The organism is Roseateles sp. GW821-FHT09G03, from assembly GCF_059416045.1.
The window spans coordinates 591,174-606,726 of record NZ_JBWKOK010000001.1 but is presented as its reverse complement, the minus strand read 5'-3'; the positions used below and the strand labels follow the sequence as shown (position 1 = coordinate 606,726).

Sequence of the window (15,553 nt, the reverse complement as noted above, 5' to 3'; positions counted from 1 at the left end):
CCGTCTCAATCGGCTCCCGCCGGTCGACTCCGCCGGTTGCCTTCCGCGCCGACGTCCATGGCGCTCTTGAGTTCGCAGACCAGCGCGTCGACGTAGGCGTCCTCGAGTCCGGCATCCGCCAGCGCGAAGTCGAGGTGGCAGACGTACTCCGCATTCGAGCCGAACGACCCGCCCGCCGCCGCGATGAGCGGCGCGATCGCCGTGACGGCGGACTCCGGCTCGTAGTGCGGGTTGTCCTTGTTCACGACGAAGACGATGGCCGACGCCCGTTCCCCACCTGGCAAGGTGATGGTTTCCCAGCGCGGCACGTAGCTGCCCGCCACCATCTCGCGGGCCCAGAGCAGCTTGAGCTCGAACTCGGCCGATGCCTCATGGAGCTTCAGGGCCACGCCCTCGGTCCGGCCGCCGGCTTCCAGCGCGAGCATGCGACCCGGGCGGTCGGCGGTGCCGCGGCCGGCCACGGTCTTCAGGCAGAAGCTCCTGTGCCAGCCGTCCAGCACCGCGTTCTCGCGGGCGGCGTAGTGCAGCAGCGGATTCCACATCAGCGAGCCGTAGGCGAAGACCCAGAGGTCGCCCGGAGGCCGCAGCCGCAGCGTGGCGGCGAGCGACTCCTCCAGCTTCGACGAGGACCACAACATGTCGGGCGGCAGCTGCAGCTTCGCGGCGAAGCTGCCGTCCTCGAGAGAATTCCTGTTCAAGGTGGACATGTCTTCAATGCTTGATTCGGGATCGACGGTCCGGGAGGGACGCCCCGCCCGGTGAATCAATTCTGGGTATCGACGGCGTCCCGATAAACGCAGGGACCGGCGTCGCTCTGTTTCGTGGATCGCGACAGTCGGGACCCTCCGCCCAGGAATCCGAACGCGGAGACGGCAGCCAGCAGCGTCACGCCGGTCAACACATGGATGAGCCCATGGAAGGCCGTGTCGTGTGCGGCGACCACGCGTGTCGCCACGACCTGCGGCAGGAGCGCTTGCGCCGCCTCCAGGTCGCCCGTGGTGAGCCGGCGCGCCGCGAGGACCACCTGCTCCCGCGACGTGCGGTCGCCCGCATCGATCTCCTCGACCAGCGCGCCGTACGTCATGCCCGCCAGAACGGCACTCACGATGGCCAGCGTGATGCCCTCCCCCGCCACCCGCGCCGTGTTGAAGATGCCGGTCGCCATGCCCGCGCGTTCCACCGGGACGACGCTGATCGCCAGCCCGTCCATCAAGCCCCAGGGCAGACCGCTTCCCAGACCGATGACGAACATCGGCAGCACGTAGTCCAGCAGCGGACCGTTCACCTGCGCGTAGCTCAGCCAGTGCAGACCGGCCGCGGCAATGAGGAAGCCCAGTCCGGACAGCACGCCCGCGGAGGCATACCGCGTCAGGCTGGCGGCGACGAACGGCACCACCATCACGGGCAAGGACAGCGCGACCATCAGCAGACCGGCCTCGAGCTCCGTCATGCGCTCGATGCCGATCAGGCGAAGCGGCAGCATCACGACGAGCACGATGAAGCTGTAGCACGTCCCGATGGGGAGCATCTGCACGCCCACGAAGCGGCCCAGGCGGAACAGCGACAGGTCCAGCATGGGCCGGGCCACATGCGCCTCGATGACGACGAACGCGACGAGGAGAACCCCGGCCCCCGCCAGCAGTCCCACGACCAGCGGGCTGGACCAGCCGCTTTCCGGCGCCTGGATGAGCCCGAAGGTCAGCAGGGCCAGCGTCCCGCTGAAGGTGATGGTGCCGGGCCAGTCCAGGCCTTGGGCGCCGGGGTCGCGCGTCTCGCGCATCCGCGGCAATCCGAAGAGCATCGCCAGCATGCCCAACGCCGCGGTCGTGAGGAAGACGGCTTGCCAGCCCAGGAACTCGATCAGCGTGCCGGCCACCAGCGGCCCGAAAGCGAGACCGATGCCGAAGGTGGCGCCGAGCGCGCTGAAGGCGCGCGTGCGGGCATGCCCCTCGAACTCCTGCGCGAGGGCGGCCGAGCCGCTGGACAGGGCCGCGGCGGCACCGACGCCCTGGATGGCGCGCATCCAGTCGAGCCACAGCACCGACGGCGCGACGCTGAGCGCGAGCGACGTCAAGGTGAACAGCGCCAGGCCGATGGAGAAGACGCGCTTGCGGCCGACCTGGTCGGCGAGCGCGCCGGCCGCCATCAGGAGGCTGCCGAAACTGAGCATGAAGGCGTTGGTGATCCAGGTGAGCGCGGTGGGCGTTCCGCCGAGGGAACGGCCGATGGCGGGCGTCGCCACCGCGCCGCCGGTGAAGCTGAGCGGCAGCACGAGGGCGGCCAGACAGATCGAGGCGAGGATGAGCAGGCTCTCGCCGGTTCGATCCGTTGGCGTCTTCAGTTCCATGACGGGACTCCCTGGTCACCCTGGTCACCCTGGTCACCCTTGCCACGCTTGTCACCCCATCCGCCGCCCAGCGCGCGGATCAACCGGACGGAGGTGACCGCCTGCAGGCCGGCCAGTTGAACGGACGAGCGTCGCGACATCAGCACCGCGCGCTCTGCATCGATGACTTCCAGGTAGCTCACGTCGCCCTCCGTGTACCGGCGCCGCGACAGGCGCGCGGCCTCCGCCGCCGCCTCGGCACCTTCGGTCTGCGTCCTGACCTGGTCCTCCAGCACGCGAAGATCCGCGAGGCCGTCCTCGACCTCGCGGAAGGCCGTCAGCACCTGTTGCCGGTACTGCGCGACCTGCTCTTCGTATTGCGCCCGCGTCTGAGCGAGTTGCCCTTCGCGGCGACCGCCGTCGAAGAGCGGCAGGCTCAGGAGCGGCCCCAACAGGAAGGAGCGGCTGCTCCACTGGAAGAAATCGCCGGCGGTGCCCGACTCGAAGCCGCCGCCGCCCGTGAGCGTCAGCGACGGGAAGAACGCCGACTTGGCGACGCCGATGCGGGCGTTGGCCGCAGCCATCGCGCGCTCCGCCGCCGCGATGTCGGGACGGCGCTCCAGCAGGCTCGATGGCAGACCCGCCGGGAGCCGCAGGCTGAACGCTTCCAGCGGCTGGGGCGTGAAGCTGAACGCCGCCGGCGCCTTCCCGAGCAGCACCGCCAAGGCATGCTCGGACGAAGCGCGCAGGCGCGCGACCGTCATTGCATCGCTTCTCGCGTTGGCCAGCTCGGACCTGGCGCGCGCCACGTCCAGCGCGCCGATGTCGCCCGCCTTCTGCCGGCGCTCGGCCAGTTGCAGCGCTTCCTCGCGCAGACGCACTGCGGCGACGAACACCTCCGCCTCCGCATCCAGCTGGCGCAGCGTGAAGTAGTTCTGCGCGACGTCCGCCTGCAGCGCCAGGCGCACCGACTGGAAGAGCGCCTCGCTGCGTTGGCCTTCCGCCCTCGCCGCGGCGACAGCCGAGGACACGCGGCCGAAGAGATCGACCTCGTATGAGATGCCGAGCTGAGCGCGGTAGACGGTCTGGGTTGGCACCTGGCTGCCCGGGGTCAGTCCTTGCGAGACCGCGGACGGCCGTTGACGCGAGGCGCCCAGGCCCAGGTCCGCCGACGGGAACAGGCCGGCTCGCGCCTCCTGCGTCATCGCCCGCGATTCCTTGACGCGAGCCGCCGCGACCTGGAGCTCCTGATTCGCCTGCATCGCTTGTTCGATGAGCTCATCGAGGCCGCGGTCGCCGAAGACCTTCCACCAGGCCCCTCGGGCGAGGTCCTCGGCCGGCGCGGCTTCCTTCCAGGTGGAGCCGTCGCTGCCCTTCAGCACGACCGAATCCCAGCCCTTGGGCGCTTCCTTGAAAACTGGCGTCACCGCGGCGTCAGGCCGCTTGTAGGGAGGCGCCACGGAACAGCCCGCCATCAGGAGCAGGCTGGCCAGGGCCGTCAGGCCCCAGGCGGCACGGCCAGTGGCCGCCGCTTGCTTGTTCGTCTTCATGTCCGACTCCTTCCCACCTCAGTGGGCGACCTCGATGTGGGGGTGGTGGCCGTGCTTGTCCACGATCGGCTGTCCGCCGGCGAGCTTGCGCAGGACCACGTACAGGACGGGCGTCAGCATCAGTCCGAAGAGCGTCACGCCCAGCATCCCGAAGAACACGGCGATGCCCATTGCGCTGCGCATCTCCGCGCCCGCGCCCGTCGAGAACACCAGCGGAATGACGCCGGCGATGAACGCGATCGAGGTCATCAGGATGGGCCGCAGGCGCAGCCGGCTGGCTTCGATCGCCGCCTCCACGATGCCGCGGCCGTCCATCTCCAGTTCACGGGCGAACTCGACGATCAGGATGGCGTTCTTCACCGACAGGCCCACCAGCACCATCAGGCCGATCTGCGTGAAGATGTTGTTGTCCCCGTGGGTCAGCCAGACGCCGGTCAGCGCCGACAGGATGCTCATCGGCACGATCAGCAGGATCGCCAGCGGCAGCGTCATGCTCTCGTACAGCGCGGCCAGCACGAAGAACACGAGCACCACGCTGATCGGGAACACCCAGAGCGCGGAGTTGCCGGCCAGGATCTGCTGGTAGGTCAGGTCGGTCCATTCCATGCGGATGCCGCGCGGCAGGACCTCGGCGGCGATGCGCTCCACGGCCGCCTTGGCCTGGCCCGACGAGTAGCCGGGCGCGGGTCCGCCGTTGATGTCGGCCGCAGGGAAGCCGTTGTAGCGGACCACGGTCTGCGGACCGTAGGTCGGCGTCACGGTGACCAGCGAGGACAGCGGCACCATCTCGCCCGCGGCGTTGCGGGTCTTCAGCAGGCCGATGTCCTCGGCGCCGGCGCGGAACGGCGCATCGGCCTGCGCGCGCACCTGGAAGACACGGCCGAACTGGTTGAAGTCGTTGACGTAGAGCGATCCGAGATAGATCTGCATCGTGTCGAAGACATCCGTCACCGACACGCCGAGCTGCTTGGCCTTGATGCGGTCGAGGTCGACATCCAGCTGCGGCACGTCGATCTGGTACATCGAGAAACTGGGACCAAGTTCAGGCGCCTGCGCGAGCTTCTTCAGGAAGGCCTGCGTGGCGTCGTTCAGCGCCTCGTAGCCCAGCGCGCCGCGGTCCTCCAGCTGCAGCTTGAAGCCGCCCAGCGTGCCGAGTCCTTCCACCGGCGGCGGCGGGAAGACGGCGACCTGCGCTTCCTTGATGGTCGAGAACTTCGCGTTCAGCGCCGCGATGACCTCCTGCGCGGACTCACCCGGCTTGCGGTCCTTCGAAGGCTTCAGCAGCGGGAACAACAGCGCGCTGCTCGACGAATTGCTCAGGCTGACGGAGAGCCCCGGGAACTGCGGCACCTGGCGGACACCCGGGACGCTCAATGCCATCTCGCCGAGCTCGCGGACCAGCTTCTCGGTCCGGTCCAGCGAGGCCCCCGCAGGCAGCTGCACCACGGCCACCAGGTAGTCCTTGTCCTGCGCCGGCACGAAGCCGCTCGGCACGGCCTTGCCGATCAGCACAGTGCCTGCGAGCAGCACGCCGTACAGAGCCATCATCCCGGCCTTGCGCCCCACCGCCCGGCCGACGCCTCGGCCGTACGACTCTGAGCCGCGATGGAACACGCGGTTGAACCACGCGAAGAAGCGGCCGAACACCTGGTCCATGCCCCGCGTGAGCCAGTCCTTCGGCTCGTGGTGGCCCTTCAGCAGGAGCGCGGCCAACGCGGGCGACAGCGTCAGCGAATTGAAGGCGGAGATGACCGTCGAGATGGCGATGGTCATCGCGAACTGACGGTAGAACTGCCCCGTCAGACCCGACATGAAGGCCAGCGGCACGAACACCGCCACGAGCGCCAATGCGATCGCGATGATGGGCCCGCTCACCTCCCGCATGGCCTGGTAGGTCGCATCGCGAGCGCTGAGGCCGGCGCTGATGTTGCGCTCGACGTTCTCCACCACGACGATGGCGTCGTCCACCACGATGCCGATGGCCAGCACCATGCCGAACAGGCTGAGCGCATTGATGGTGTAGCCGAAGCCCAGCAGCAGCGTGAAGGTGCCGACGATGGAGACCGGCACGGCCAGCAGCGGGATGATGGAGGCGCGCCAGGTCTGCAGGAACAGGACCACCACGACCACGACGAGCGCGATGGCCTCGAGCAGCGTCTTGATGACCGCATCGATGCTGAGGCGGACGAAGCGCGTCGGGTCATACGCGATGTCGTAGTCCACGCCCTCGGGCATGTCCGCCTTCAGTTCCTTCATCAGATCGTGGACGTCGTCCGAGATCTGCAGCGAGTTCGCGCCCGGGGACTGGAAGATGATCAGCTGCACGGCGGGCTTGTTGTCCAGCATCGCCCGCAGCCCGTAGTCGGAGGACGCGAGCTCGACGCGCGCCACGTCCTTCAGCATCGTGATCGCGCCATCCGGCGCGCTCTTCAGGATGATGTTGCGGAAGTACGCTTCGCTCTTCAGCCGTCCTTGGGCATTGACGTTGAGCTGCAGCGGCACGTTCTCCATCGGTGCCGCGCCGACGATGCCAGCGGCCACCTGCACGTTCTGCTCGCGGATGGACTTGACCACGTCGGTCGCGGTCAACTGGTGCTGCGCGACTTTCTGCGGATCCAGCCAAACGCGCATCGCGTAGTCGCCGGAGCCCCACATGACGACCTCGCCCACGCCCGGCACGCGGGCGAGCCGGTCCTTCACGTTGATGAGCGCGTAGTTGCGCAGGTAGGTCAGGTCGTACTTGTCGTTGGGAGACAGCACGCTGACGCCCATGGTCAGCGTCGGAGACGCCTTGACCGTCGTCACGCCCAGGCGCTGCACGTCTTCGGGCAGACGCGGCATCGCCTGCGAGACCCGGTTCTGCACGAGCTGCTGCGCCAGGTCCGGATTGGTCCCCAGCTTGAAGGTCACGGTGATCTGCAGGTTGCCGTCGCTGTTGGCCTGCGACTGCATGTACAGCATGTTTTCCACGCCGTTGATGCGCTCCTCGATCGGAGAGGCCACCGTCTCCGCGATCACCTTCGGATTGGCGCCCGGGTACTGCGCGCGCACCACCACCGAGGGCGGCACCACTTCGGGGTACTCCGCCGTGGGGAGCTTGAACAGCGCGATCACGCCGGCAAGCAGGACCAGCATCGACAGCACGCCCGCGAAGATGGGGCGGTCGATGAAGAATTTCGAGATGTTCATGATGCTGCCTCGATGAACTGGACGGCGATCACGCGGCCGACTTGCGGCGCGCCGGAACGCCCGCCATGTCGACCACCTTCGAGCTGATGCGCTCGCCGGGGCGCGCGCGCTGGATGCCGTTGACGATGACGCGATCGCCGGCCTTCAGGCCGGTCTCGACGACGCGGAAGCCGTCGTAGAGATCGCCCAGGCGCACCTCGCGGTACTGGGCCTTGCTCTGCTCATCGACGACGAGGACGAACTTCCTGGCCTGATCGGTGCCCACCGCGGAGTCGTCGATGAGGATGGCGTCGCGCGGCTTGGCGCCGCCGACGAGGACCTTCGCATAGAGGCCGGGAACGAGCGATCCGTCGGCGTTGTCGAAGCTGGCGCGGACGCGGATGGTTCCCGAGACCGTGTCCAGTCGGTTGTCGACGGAGCTCACCACGCCTTCGCGCCCGTAGCCGGTTTCGTTGGACAGGCCCAGCGACACCGGCACCTTGGCACCGGCGGTGCGCAGATGGCGGAGATAGGTCTGCTCGTCGACCGAGAACGAGGCGTAGATGGGCGAGGTGGAGACGAGCGTCGTCAACAGCGGTGCATTCGCGCCGGCGGTGACGACGTTGCCGAGCGTCAACTCCGCGCGCGAGACGCGGCCGCCCACCGGCGCGACGACGGCGGTGTAGGAGAGATTCACCCGCGCGGCCTCGAGCGCGGCCTTCGCGGCCTTCACCTCGGCCGCGGCTTCGCGTGCGGCGTTCTGGCGATTGTCGAAATCCCGGCGCGCAATCGCGTTGCCGTCCATGAGCCGCGAGGCGCGTTCGGCTTCACTGGTGGCGAGGGAGGCCCGCGCCAGAGCGGCGGCCAGCTGCGCATCGGCCCGGTCGAATTCGGCCTGATAGGGCTGGGGGTCGATGGTGAAGAGCGGCTCGCCCTTCCTGACCACGGCGCCATCCTTGAAGTGGACGGCGACGATGCGGCCGGAGACCAGGGGACGGACGTCCACGCGGTCGACAGCCTCGAGTCGGCCGGAGTAGGACTGGCGCTCGGCGATCTGCCTGGCGATGACGGCGGCGACCTCGACCTCGGGCCCGACGGCCGCGTTCTCGGCGTGCGCGGCACGCAGGGTCTGGGTCGGGGCATCCAGCATCAACCATGCGCCCGCGCCAGCCACCACCACTGTGGCGACCGTCGCGAGAACGGTCTTTCGAAACGCAAACATGACAGCTCCTTGGGAAGGTTGTTCAAGACGGAAATGGATGGATTGCAGTATTGCGATCGGCCACTTCCGGATAAACGACCTGCCCTCGGACGCTTTGTCAGCGCGGTGGAGACAATGCTTGCGTTGTTGTGATCATCTGCGCTAAGCACGATGCCTAAGACGTGCACCGGGCTGATCTTGGTCATTTGCGCCGGTCGCCTCGAAAAGTGATCACGACAGGCGAAGTTCATTGATGGCCTTCCTCACGCGCGATCCACCTCAATCCTTAATTCCGTCGCTGAAGTGGTGAGTGGCACGAATGGACATGCCCTTTTCGAATGAATGCTTCGCAACAGATCACCGTCGACTGCTCTATCTAAGACGTGGGGGCAATCGCGCTAGCGCGAACGGCGAATCGACGATAACGTGCCATGCATTGAACGCAACGGCGATCCTGGGGAGGAGAGCGAGAGCATGAAAACATCCGACGCACAAGGCCCGGGAGTCGACGCAGGGTTGCTGCAGCAGTTGCAGCGCTGGGGGATCGAATCACTGACCGACGTTCAACGACTTGCGCTTGCCGCTGGAGCGGCTGACGGGCGCAGCCTCGTCGTGAGTGCACCGACATCGTCTGGCAAGACTCTGGTGGGCGAGATATCCGTGCTCTGCGCGCTACGCGCTGGGGTCCGCGCCATCTATCTCGTCTCTCACAAAGCGCTGGCCGATCAGAAGTATCTCGACTTCGTAGCCCGTTTCGGCGAAGGAGCAGTCGAGCCTATCGGGTCGGTTGGCCTGAACACAGGAGACCGAACCGAAGGTGACATAGACGCCCAGTTATTGGTCGCAACGTACGAGAAGGCGCTAGGTTTATTCCTTAGCGGTCAGTTGAGACCGAACAACGCGCTAGTCGTCGCCGACGAACTTCAGATTCTCGGCGAGCCTGGGCGGGGACCGGACATCGAAGCACTGTGCTCGGCACTACGGCAGCGCGGCGTCAAGCAGTTCGTGGCGCTGACGGCAACCGTAGAGAACCCCGAAGACCTCGCCGGGTGGATGGCATGCGACTTGGTACGTAGCTCACACCGGGACGTGCCGCTCTATCAAGAAATTTGGTACGGCGGCCAAGCTCATCGCACGAGATTCGGCGACGACAGCGGACAAGATGTACACGGCGTTGCTACCGTGACGAACGACATCAGCGCTGTAGTCGATCATCTGTTGCGACTCGACCGCGGCCCCGTCTTGGTGTTCACAGAGAGCCGCCGCGAAGCCGTAAATTTCGCGACCGCGTTCGGGCAAAACAGGCCCCGTGTAGGCATCGGTATAGATCTAGCACAGCAGCTCGACTTGTTCTCGGAGCCGACCGACTCGTCGGACCAACTCCGTGAGAACGCGGAACGCCGCGTCGCTTTTCACACTGCCGACCTGTCCCCACAAGAGCGTCAGGTCATCGAAGGTGGCTTCATCGATGGCAAATTCGAGGTGTGCTTTGCCACTTCGACCCTCGCGGCCGGGGTGAACTTCCCATTCCGGACCATTGTCTTCTCCAAGCTGACCTATCGCTGGGGCGATAGGGCTGGTAGCCACCTCATCAGGTCTGACTACCGCAACATGTCCGGGCGGGCAGGCAGGCTCGGTATGCACCCCGAAGGGTTTGCCGTGCTGTTGCCACAGAACAATGTTGAACTTGCACATGCCAACACGCTTGTGCGGCCCGACAACGACCGGCTCGGTTCGCAGTTGGTGAACCTGAGCATCCGCAAGACGATCTTGACACTGGTTGCCTCGGGGTTGGCCAGCACGTTTGCCGAAGTGATGACCTTCTTCGAGAACACGCTGTACTGGTATCAAACGCTAAATCGGAATCCCGCAAAGTTGGCCACCCTGGTAGCCGAAAGCCGCGCCGCCGTGGACTGGTTGGCCGCCAACGCGTTGATCCATGATGAGGCCGACGCCCTACTCGTCACGCCGTTGGGCAACGCTGCAGCGATGTCCGGCCTGCTTCCGGCGACCGCCGTCCAGTTGGCCGCCATGCTGCGCACCCTCGTGCCTAAGTTGGCGGTGAGTTTCGATGAGTGGATTCCGGGATTGATCTATGCGGCCTGCGCTAGCGACGAATACAGGGCCGAGCGGCCGTCTCGCTTCTTTCCTTTCCCGTCGCATACCTCCTATGAGTCAGTGACCTTTTGGGGAACCAAGCCTCTACCCGTGACGCTCGATCGCAATGACGTCAGGTTGGCACAGTGTGCCCATGCGATTGCGCTCTATGCCGACGGGCTCGCGGATCGCAAAATCGCGTTCATCGCGCGCGTACCGGGAGGTGCCATCCATCGCCTTGCGTTGGACGTCGCCTGGGTGCTCGATGGCCTCCATAAGCTCTCGACGACCCCCGAACTCGGTTGCCCGCAAACGGTGAGCAACCAAATCGCAATGCTTGCTCGCCGTGTCCGCTGGGGAGCGCCACCCGAAGCTCTGGACGTCTTGCGGGTAGCCGAACGGCACAGCGTTCCAGGCTTTGGTCGACAGCGCGCTATGGGGCTAGTCGCACAAGGGATTGCGACCTTGCACGACGTATTGGCAACCGCAAAGGAAAAACTCGTGCAGTTGCTCCGAAGCGAGCCACGCGCGCTGGCTCTGATCGCTGCCGTTTCCAGCACAGTGGGATTGGGGCCGAGTAGGCTGGCTTCCGCACATCGGAAGACCGGGCAGGAACTGGGCATTGAGCATCTGGTTAAGGCCTGCGATGACGCTCTCGGCACGGAGTATGAAGAGGCAATAGCGGCGCTCCTACAGGTCGAGGCCGCGTGGGCAGTAACGATACTGGATGACGGCACGCGCCCTAACGTGCCGGACTTGCTCATCGTGCTGGGTACTCAGCAAGTCTTGCTGGAGTGCAAGACCTGCACAAAGTCACCACCTCTCATCAAAAAGGAAGAGGCCTGGGCGGTCATGCAAAAGGCTGCAGACTTTGACCCAGCGATGCGACGGGTGACCTTGGGCAAACCCGCGTTTGACGAGACCTCAAAGAAGAAGGCAGCGGCGTCGAAGGACATCACGCTGATCGAGCACAGCGTGTTCATGGAAGGTCTGCTGCGCGTCCATGGCGGCACACTTTCCGCCGCCGACTTCATGACCTGGCTCGGAAATCCTGGCGTCGCCGAGCTCGAACGCCTGGGGGGAAGTCCGACCTATGTGGGCAAGTAGAGTGTCCGCGCAAGCGCGCTGCGTGGGGGTCTAGCACCGCAAAGTCGCCGTCGCGACAGCAATAGTCGCCGCAGTCTTTCACTAGAACTTATCGAGATTCGTGGGGACGAACACCTTCTCTTGGTGATTCTTCTTTTCGTCGAACCATTCGCACTTGACGCCAGGGTTAGGGCCCAAAGGACTGAAGTCGCTGATCACCACGACGGTCATCTTTGGGCCACCACTTTTGAGCATCACGATGTCACCGGGTTGAAGTTCGGTACCGCTCATCGGGTCTCCTTGGGAGGTTTAGCCAATCATACGGTTGAGCGAGCACTGCCTTTGCGTCTGCAGGGTACGCCTTTGCTCTGCCTCGTCACCTTGATGGAAGTACGGTCCACAGTGACTCATCGAACGCTCTCCTCTGTGAAAGACGAGAAGGTCGGGATCGCGGTCACCGCTCCCGGTGGCCGAGTACGGCTGCGCTGCAGGTCGGCCACCTGCAGCATACGAGCTACCCGGTTCGGCTTGATCAAACTCAATATGAGTAACTCACAAACACCGCCCCCACCGGCGATGTCGTGCGCCGCGTGAGCGGGCTCTTCTTCGCATCCCCGAGCAGCGTCTGTGCGCCGACCATCCCGGTCACGCTCCACTCCGTTGACAGCTTGTGCTGCCAGCTCACTCCCGCCTCCGCGAGATGCGCCCCCGCCTTCGGCGTATAGGCGGCGTAGCCGGACCTCGCCGACTGCGCCGCCGTCACCCCGTGGTACGTCTGCATGTACTTCTTGTCGCCCGCATTCGCCGACACCGACAGCACCATCGTGTTCTTCCCATCCTCCAGCAGCGTCGCCGCCGCGCCGATGCTGTAGAGCGCGCCGTTGTCGCGATTGGAGATCGGCTGCTCCGTCGCCACCTGCAGTTGCAGCCGCTCCATCACCGCATAGCTCAGCGTCAGGTTCGCCGTGGCGCTGCCCTTCACTTCCCCCATGCCGCGCAGGTACTTGCTGCCGCTGCTGAAGCCCAGCCCGCTGGTCTTCTTCTCCTCTCGCTTGCCGCGATAGCCGAGCGCCGCGCTGTAGCTCAGCGGACCCGCCGCTCCGGCGTAGCCGAGGCCGCGCTGCGTGCTCGCGAAGAAGCCGCTGGGATGCACGTACTCGACGCCGAGGAGCGGCACCACCACCCCCTCGTCGGAGCCGGCATAGCGCGTTGCGACGGCCACGCCGGCCTGAACGACGACGGTGGACGTCGGCGCGGTCGCCGGGGTGGATTGCGCCTGCGCGGCAGCGACCAGCGGAAGTGCCAGGACGGCGAGAACGACGGTGGAAAGCTTCATGGATGGTCTCATCGGGATCATTGGAAAAAGAGTCGCCGGCCCGACGGGTCGGCACTCGCGGGGAACGCTCACTCGAAGCGCTTGAAGGGACGGCATTCGCCGGAGAGCCGCATGCCCTCCGCCTTGCGTGCGGTGACCCGGAAGTTGCCCTTGCACCATTCAGCCGCCGTCTGGTCGCACGCGGCCCAGCCTTCGGGACCCGCGCAGGTGACGACGAAGTCCTTCCGCTCCTGCGCCGCGAAGAGCGGATCGAAGGCCGCCGCGCACGCGCCCAGCGCGCAGACGATCACGTAGAGCGACGGCGCGCGCATCGCGCTCCGCGAATCGGCGTTGTGTCCGCCTCCGTGCGGACGGTGCTGAGGTGCAGCAGTCATGGCCTTACTCCCTGAACAGCGCCCGGCACCACGCCGACCGCCAGGGCAGTGTCGAAACACCCCATGAACCCAACCTGAGCCGCACATGAAGAAAGGATGAAGCGCCCGTCGCCACGGCGGTTTCCGGTCCGCCGGACTGGTCCAATGGCTGCATGAAGATCCTGCTCATCGAAGACGACCTGGACCTGGGCAACGGCGTGCGCATCGCGCTGACCGACCACGGCATGGACATCGTCTGGGCGCGCAACATCGAAGGCGCGATCCGCCAGCTCCAGGACAACACCTGCGATCTCGTCCTGCTGGACCTCGGCCTGCCGGATGGCGACGGCCTGCATCTGCTGGCCCGTCTGCGACGCGAGCAGGGCTCGCTGCCGGTGTTGATCCTCAGCGCGCGCGACGCGCTGAAGGACCGGCTGCAAGGCCTCGACTCCGGCGCGGACGACTACCTGGTGAAGCCCTTCGAGATCGCCGAGCTGGTGTCGCGCATCCGCGCCCTCGCCCGACGCAGCTACGGATTCGACGGCGACGTGCTCACCGTGCGCGATCTGCAGCTGCACATCCCCACGCGCCGCGTCAGCGTGTCGGGACGCCCCGTGGAGCTCACCGTCAGCGAGTACGACCTGCTGCGCCTGCTGATGATGCGCACCGACCGCATCGTCACCCGCCGCACGCTGGAGGAGCAGGTGCTGCCCGGCGGCCAGAGCAACGCGAGCAACTCGCTGGACGTGCACATGGCCAACCTGCGCCGCAAGATCGGCGACGGGTACGTGCGCACGGTGCGCGGCGTCGGCTACGTCATCGATCTGCAGGAGCGCGCATGAGCACGGCAGTCCTCCGCGGGCTGCGGGCGGCGACGTCCGCCGTCTTCAGGCCGAGCCTGGTCCGTCGGCTGCTGGTGGCCCAGATGCTGCTGCTGACGTTGCTCTGGTCGATCGGCTTCGCCTACCTGCTGTTCCAGGGCGCGCGGCCGCTGCTGCAGAGCCATCGGATCTACGAAACGATCAACGCGATCGCCGACGAGCTCGTCGAGGATCCGGCGCGCCGCAACCGCGTCCTGGACCGCGCCCATGAGGCGATCGTCGATGAATTCGACGAGCTCAACGATCCGAAGCCCAGCTTCATCGTCGAGCAGCGCGGGCAGGTGGCCTATCGCAGCCCTCACGCGCCCGCGGTCGTCCCGTCCGGACCGTTGAACGAGGAATACCCGCTCCGCATCGACGGCGTGGGCTACGTGGCCAAGACGGTGATGGCGCCCAGCGGAACACGGACGACGTTCTTCGCCCAGAACCACGAGATGAACGTCTTCATCACGATCTTCTCCAAGAGCTTCTTCCTGCTGCCGCTGCTGATCAGCATCCCCTTCCTGGTCCTGCCAGCCTGGCTGTCGATCCGGCTCGCGATGCGGCCCTGGACCGGCGTCGCCCGCGAGATGACGGCGCGCGGGCCGCAAGACCTGTCCCCGCTCACCTATCGGGGCGGTCATCGCGAACTCGCGGTCATGGTCGACGCGATCAACGGCTGGATGCGGCGCGTGCGGGACAGCAGCGAACGCGAACGCAGCTTCGTCGCCGACGCCGCCCACGAGCTGCGCACGCCGCTGGCGGCGATGCTCGTCAATGTGGAGGCGCTGAAGGCGGATGCACGCGACGAGCGGGAACGCCAGCTCATGGCCGGCGTGATGAGCAGCGGTCATCGCGCCACGCGCATGGTCAACCAGCTGCTGCGCCTGATGCGCAGCGAGGCGCATGGCTCCGATCCGGTCGAGCGCGTCGAGCTGGACCGCCTGCTGCAGGACCGCTTGGCGGTGCTGTCGCCGTTGGCGTCGGCGCGGTCGGTGGAACTGGAGCTCGCCGCGGAGCCGGGGCTGTGCGTCGCCGCGCAGCTCACGTCGCTGGAATCGCTGGTCGACAACCTGGTCGAGAACGCCGTCAAGTACGGCCCGGTCGGCGGCACGGTGCGCGTGATGCTGAAGCGCGCCGGCGGCGAGGCCGTGTTGTCCGTGACCGATCAGGGTCCCGGCATCCCGCCGGCGCTGCGCGAACGCGTGTTCGACCGCTTCTTCCGCGATCCCGCGCAGCGCGAGCCCGGCAGTGGCCTGGGCCTGTCGATCGTGAAGGCGGTGCTGGACCAGCTCGGCGGAAGGATCGAGATGCGCGATCGACGTGACGGCAGCCATGGCGGCCATGGCGGCAACGGCGGCACTGTCGGCGACGGCGGTGCTTGCGGTCTGGAAGTCGCCGTGACGCTGCCGCTCGCGGATGCGTCCGGAGCACGGGCGTCGCCGGCCTCCCCCGAACCCCAGACCTGACCCGCCAACAGCATTGTTCCGACCCGGACAATGACCTGTTCCCGGGCCCCACGTTGATGGGCTGAGCGTGCCTCGGTACTCTCTCGTCAACGACGTACAGGCAGTCC

Annotated in this window: 11 protein-coding genes; 3 read left to right on the top strand and 8 right to left on the bottom strand. The window is 66.4% G+C overall.

What is annotated here, in order from left to right; all coding sequences use genetic code 11:
• Positions 1 to 5 precede the first annotated feature (5 nt).
• From AC07OZ_RS02725 to AC07OZ_RS02705, 5 genes are read right to left on the bottom strand one after another with little or no spacing between them, the layout of a single operon-like run.
• Positions 6 to 707: a gamma-glutamylcyclotransferase gene (locus AC07OZ_RS02725; protein ID WP_495465623.1), complete on the bottom strand. Its 702-nt coding sequence runs from the start codon at positions 705 to 707 to the stop codon at positions 6 to 8.
• A gap of 56 nt (positions 708 to 763) precedes the next feature.
• Entirely contained in the window at positions 764 to 2,347 is a 1,584-nt protein-coding gene (locus AC07OZ_RS02720) for an MFS transporter (RefSeq protein WP_495465622.1), read from the bottom strand.
• The gene (locus tag AC07OZ_RS02715) at positions 2,338 to 3,876 is read right to left on the bottom strand and encodes an efflux transporter outer membrane subunit (protein WP_495465621.1); all 1,539 of its coding nucleotides are present in this window, start codon (positions 3,874 to 3,876) and stop codon (positions 2,338 to 2,340) included. Before AC07OZ_RS02715 ends, AC07OZ_RS02720 begins: the two co-directional genes overlap by 10 nt.
• Before the next feature lie 18 nt (positions 3,877 to 3,894).
• Complete coding sequence (locus AC07OZ_RS02710; protein WP_495465620.1) at positions 3,895 to 7,065, bottom strand: efflux RND transporter permease subunit; 3,171 nt, start codon at positions 7,063 to 7,065, stop codon at positions 3,895 to 3,897.
• Positions 7,066 to 7,093: 28 nt separating this feature from the next.
• A complete protein-coding gene (locus AC07OZ_RS02705) occupies positions 7,094 to 8,266 on the bottom strand; it encodes an efflux RND transporter periplasmic adaptor subunit (protein WP_495465619.1) in 1,173 nt (390 codons plus the stop codon).
• A 453-nt stretch (positions 8,267 to 8,719) separates the two neighbouring features.
• Between AC07OZ_RS02705 and AC07OZ_RS02700 the strand changes: the two genes are divergently transcribed.
• Entirely contained in the window at positions 8,720 to 11,449 is a 2,730-nt protein-coding gene (locus AC07OZ_RS02700) for a DEAD/DEAH box helicase (protein WP_495465618.1), read from the top strand.
• Between the two features lie 81 nt (positions 11,450 to 11,530).
• On the opposite strand, the gene AC07OZ_RS02695 is transcribed toward AC07OZ_RS02700, so the two are convergent.
• The 3 genes from AC07OZ_RS02695 to AC07OZ_RS02685 all read right to left on the bottom strand — a co-directional run bounded on the left by AC07OZ_RS02695 (position 11,531) and on the right by AC07OZ_RS02685 (position 13,138).
• Positions 11,531 to 11,719, bottom strand: coding sequence for a YodC family protein (locus tag AC07OZ_RS02695; protein WP_495465617.1), 189 nt, complete (start codon positions 11,717 to 11,719; stop codon positions 11,531 to 11,533).
• A 247-nt stretch (positions 11,720 to 11,966) separates the two neighbouring features.
• Positions 11,967 to 12,764, bottom strand: a complete 798-nt coding sequence (locus AC07OZ_RS02690) for a MipA/OmpV family protein (protein ID WP_495465616.1) — start codon at positions 12,762 to 12,764, stop codon at positions 11,967 to 11,969.
• Between the two features lie 68 nt (positions 12,765 to 12,832).
• Positions 12,833 to 13,138: a hypothetical protein gene (locus AC07OZ_RS02685; RefSeq protein ID WP_495465615.1), complete on the bottom strand. Its 306-nt coding sequence runs from the start codon at positions 13,136 to 13,138 to the stop codon at positions 12,833 to 12,835.
• A gap of 152 nt (positions 13,139 to 13,290) precedes the next feature.
• Between AC07OZ_RS02685 and AC07OZ_RS02680 the strand changes: the two genes are divergently transcribed.
• On the top strand, positions 13,291 to 13,959 hold the full coding sequence (locus AC07OZ_RS02680) for a response regulator (protein WP_495465614.1): 669 nt from the start codon (positions 13,291 to 13,293) through the stop codon (positions 13,957 to 13,959).
• Positions 13,956 to 15,446, top strand: coding sequence for a sensor histidine kinase (locus AC07OZ_RS02675; protein WP_495465613.1), 1,491 nt, complete (start codon positions 13,956 to 13,958; stop codon positions 15,444 to 15,446). Before AC07OZ_RS02680 ends, AC07OZ_RS02675 begins: the two co-directional genes overlap by 4 nt.
• The last annotated feature ends 107 nt before the right edge of the window (positions 15,447 to 15,553 follow it).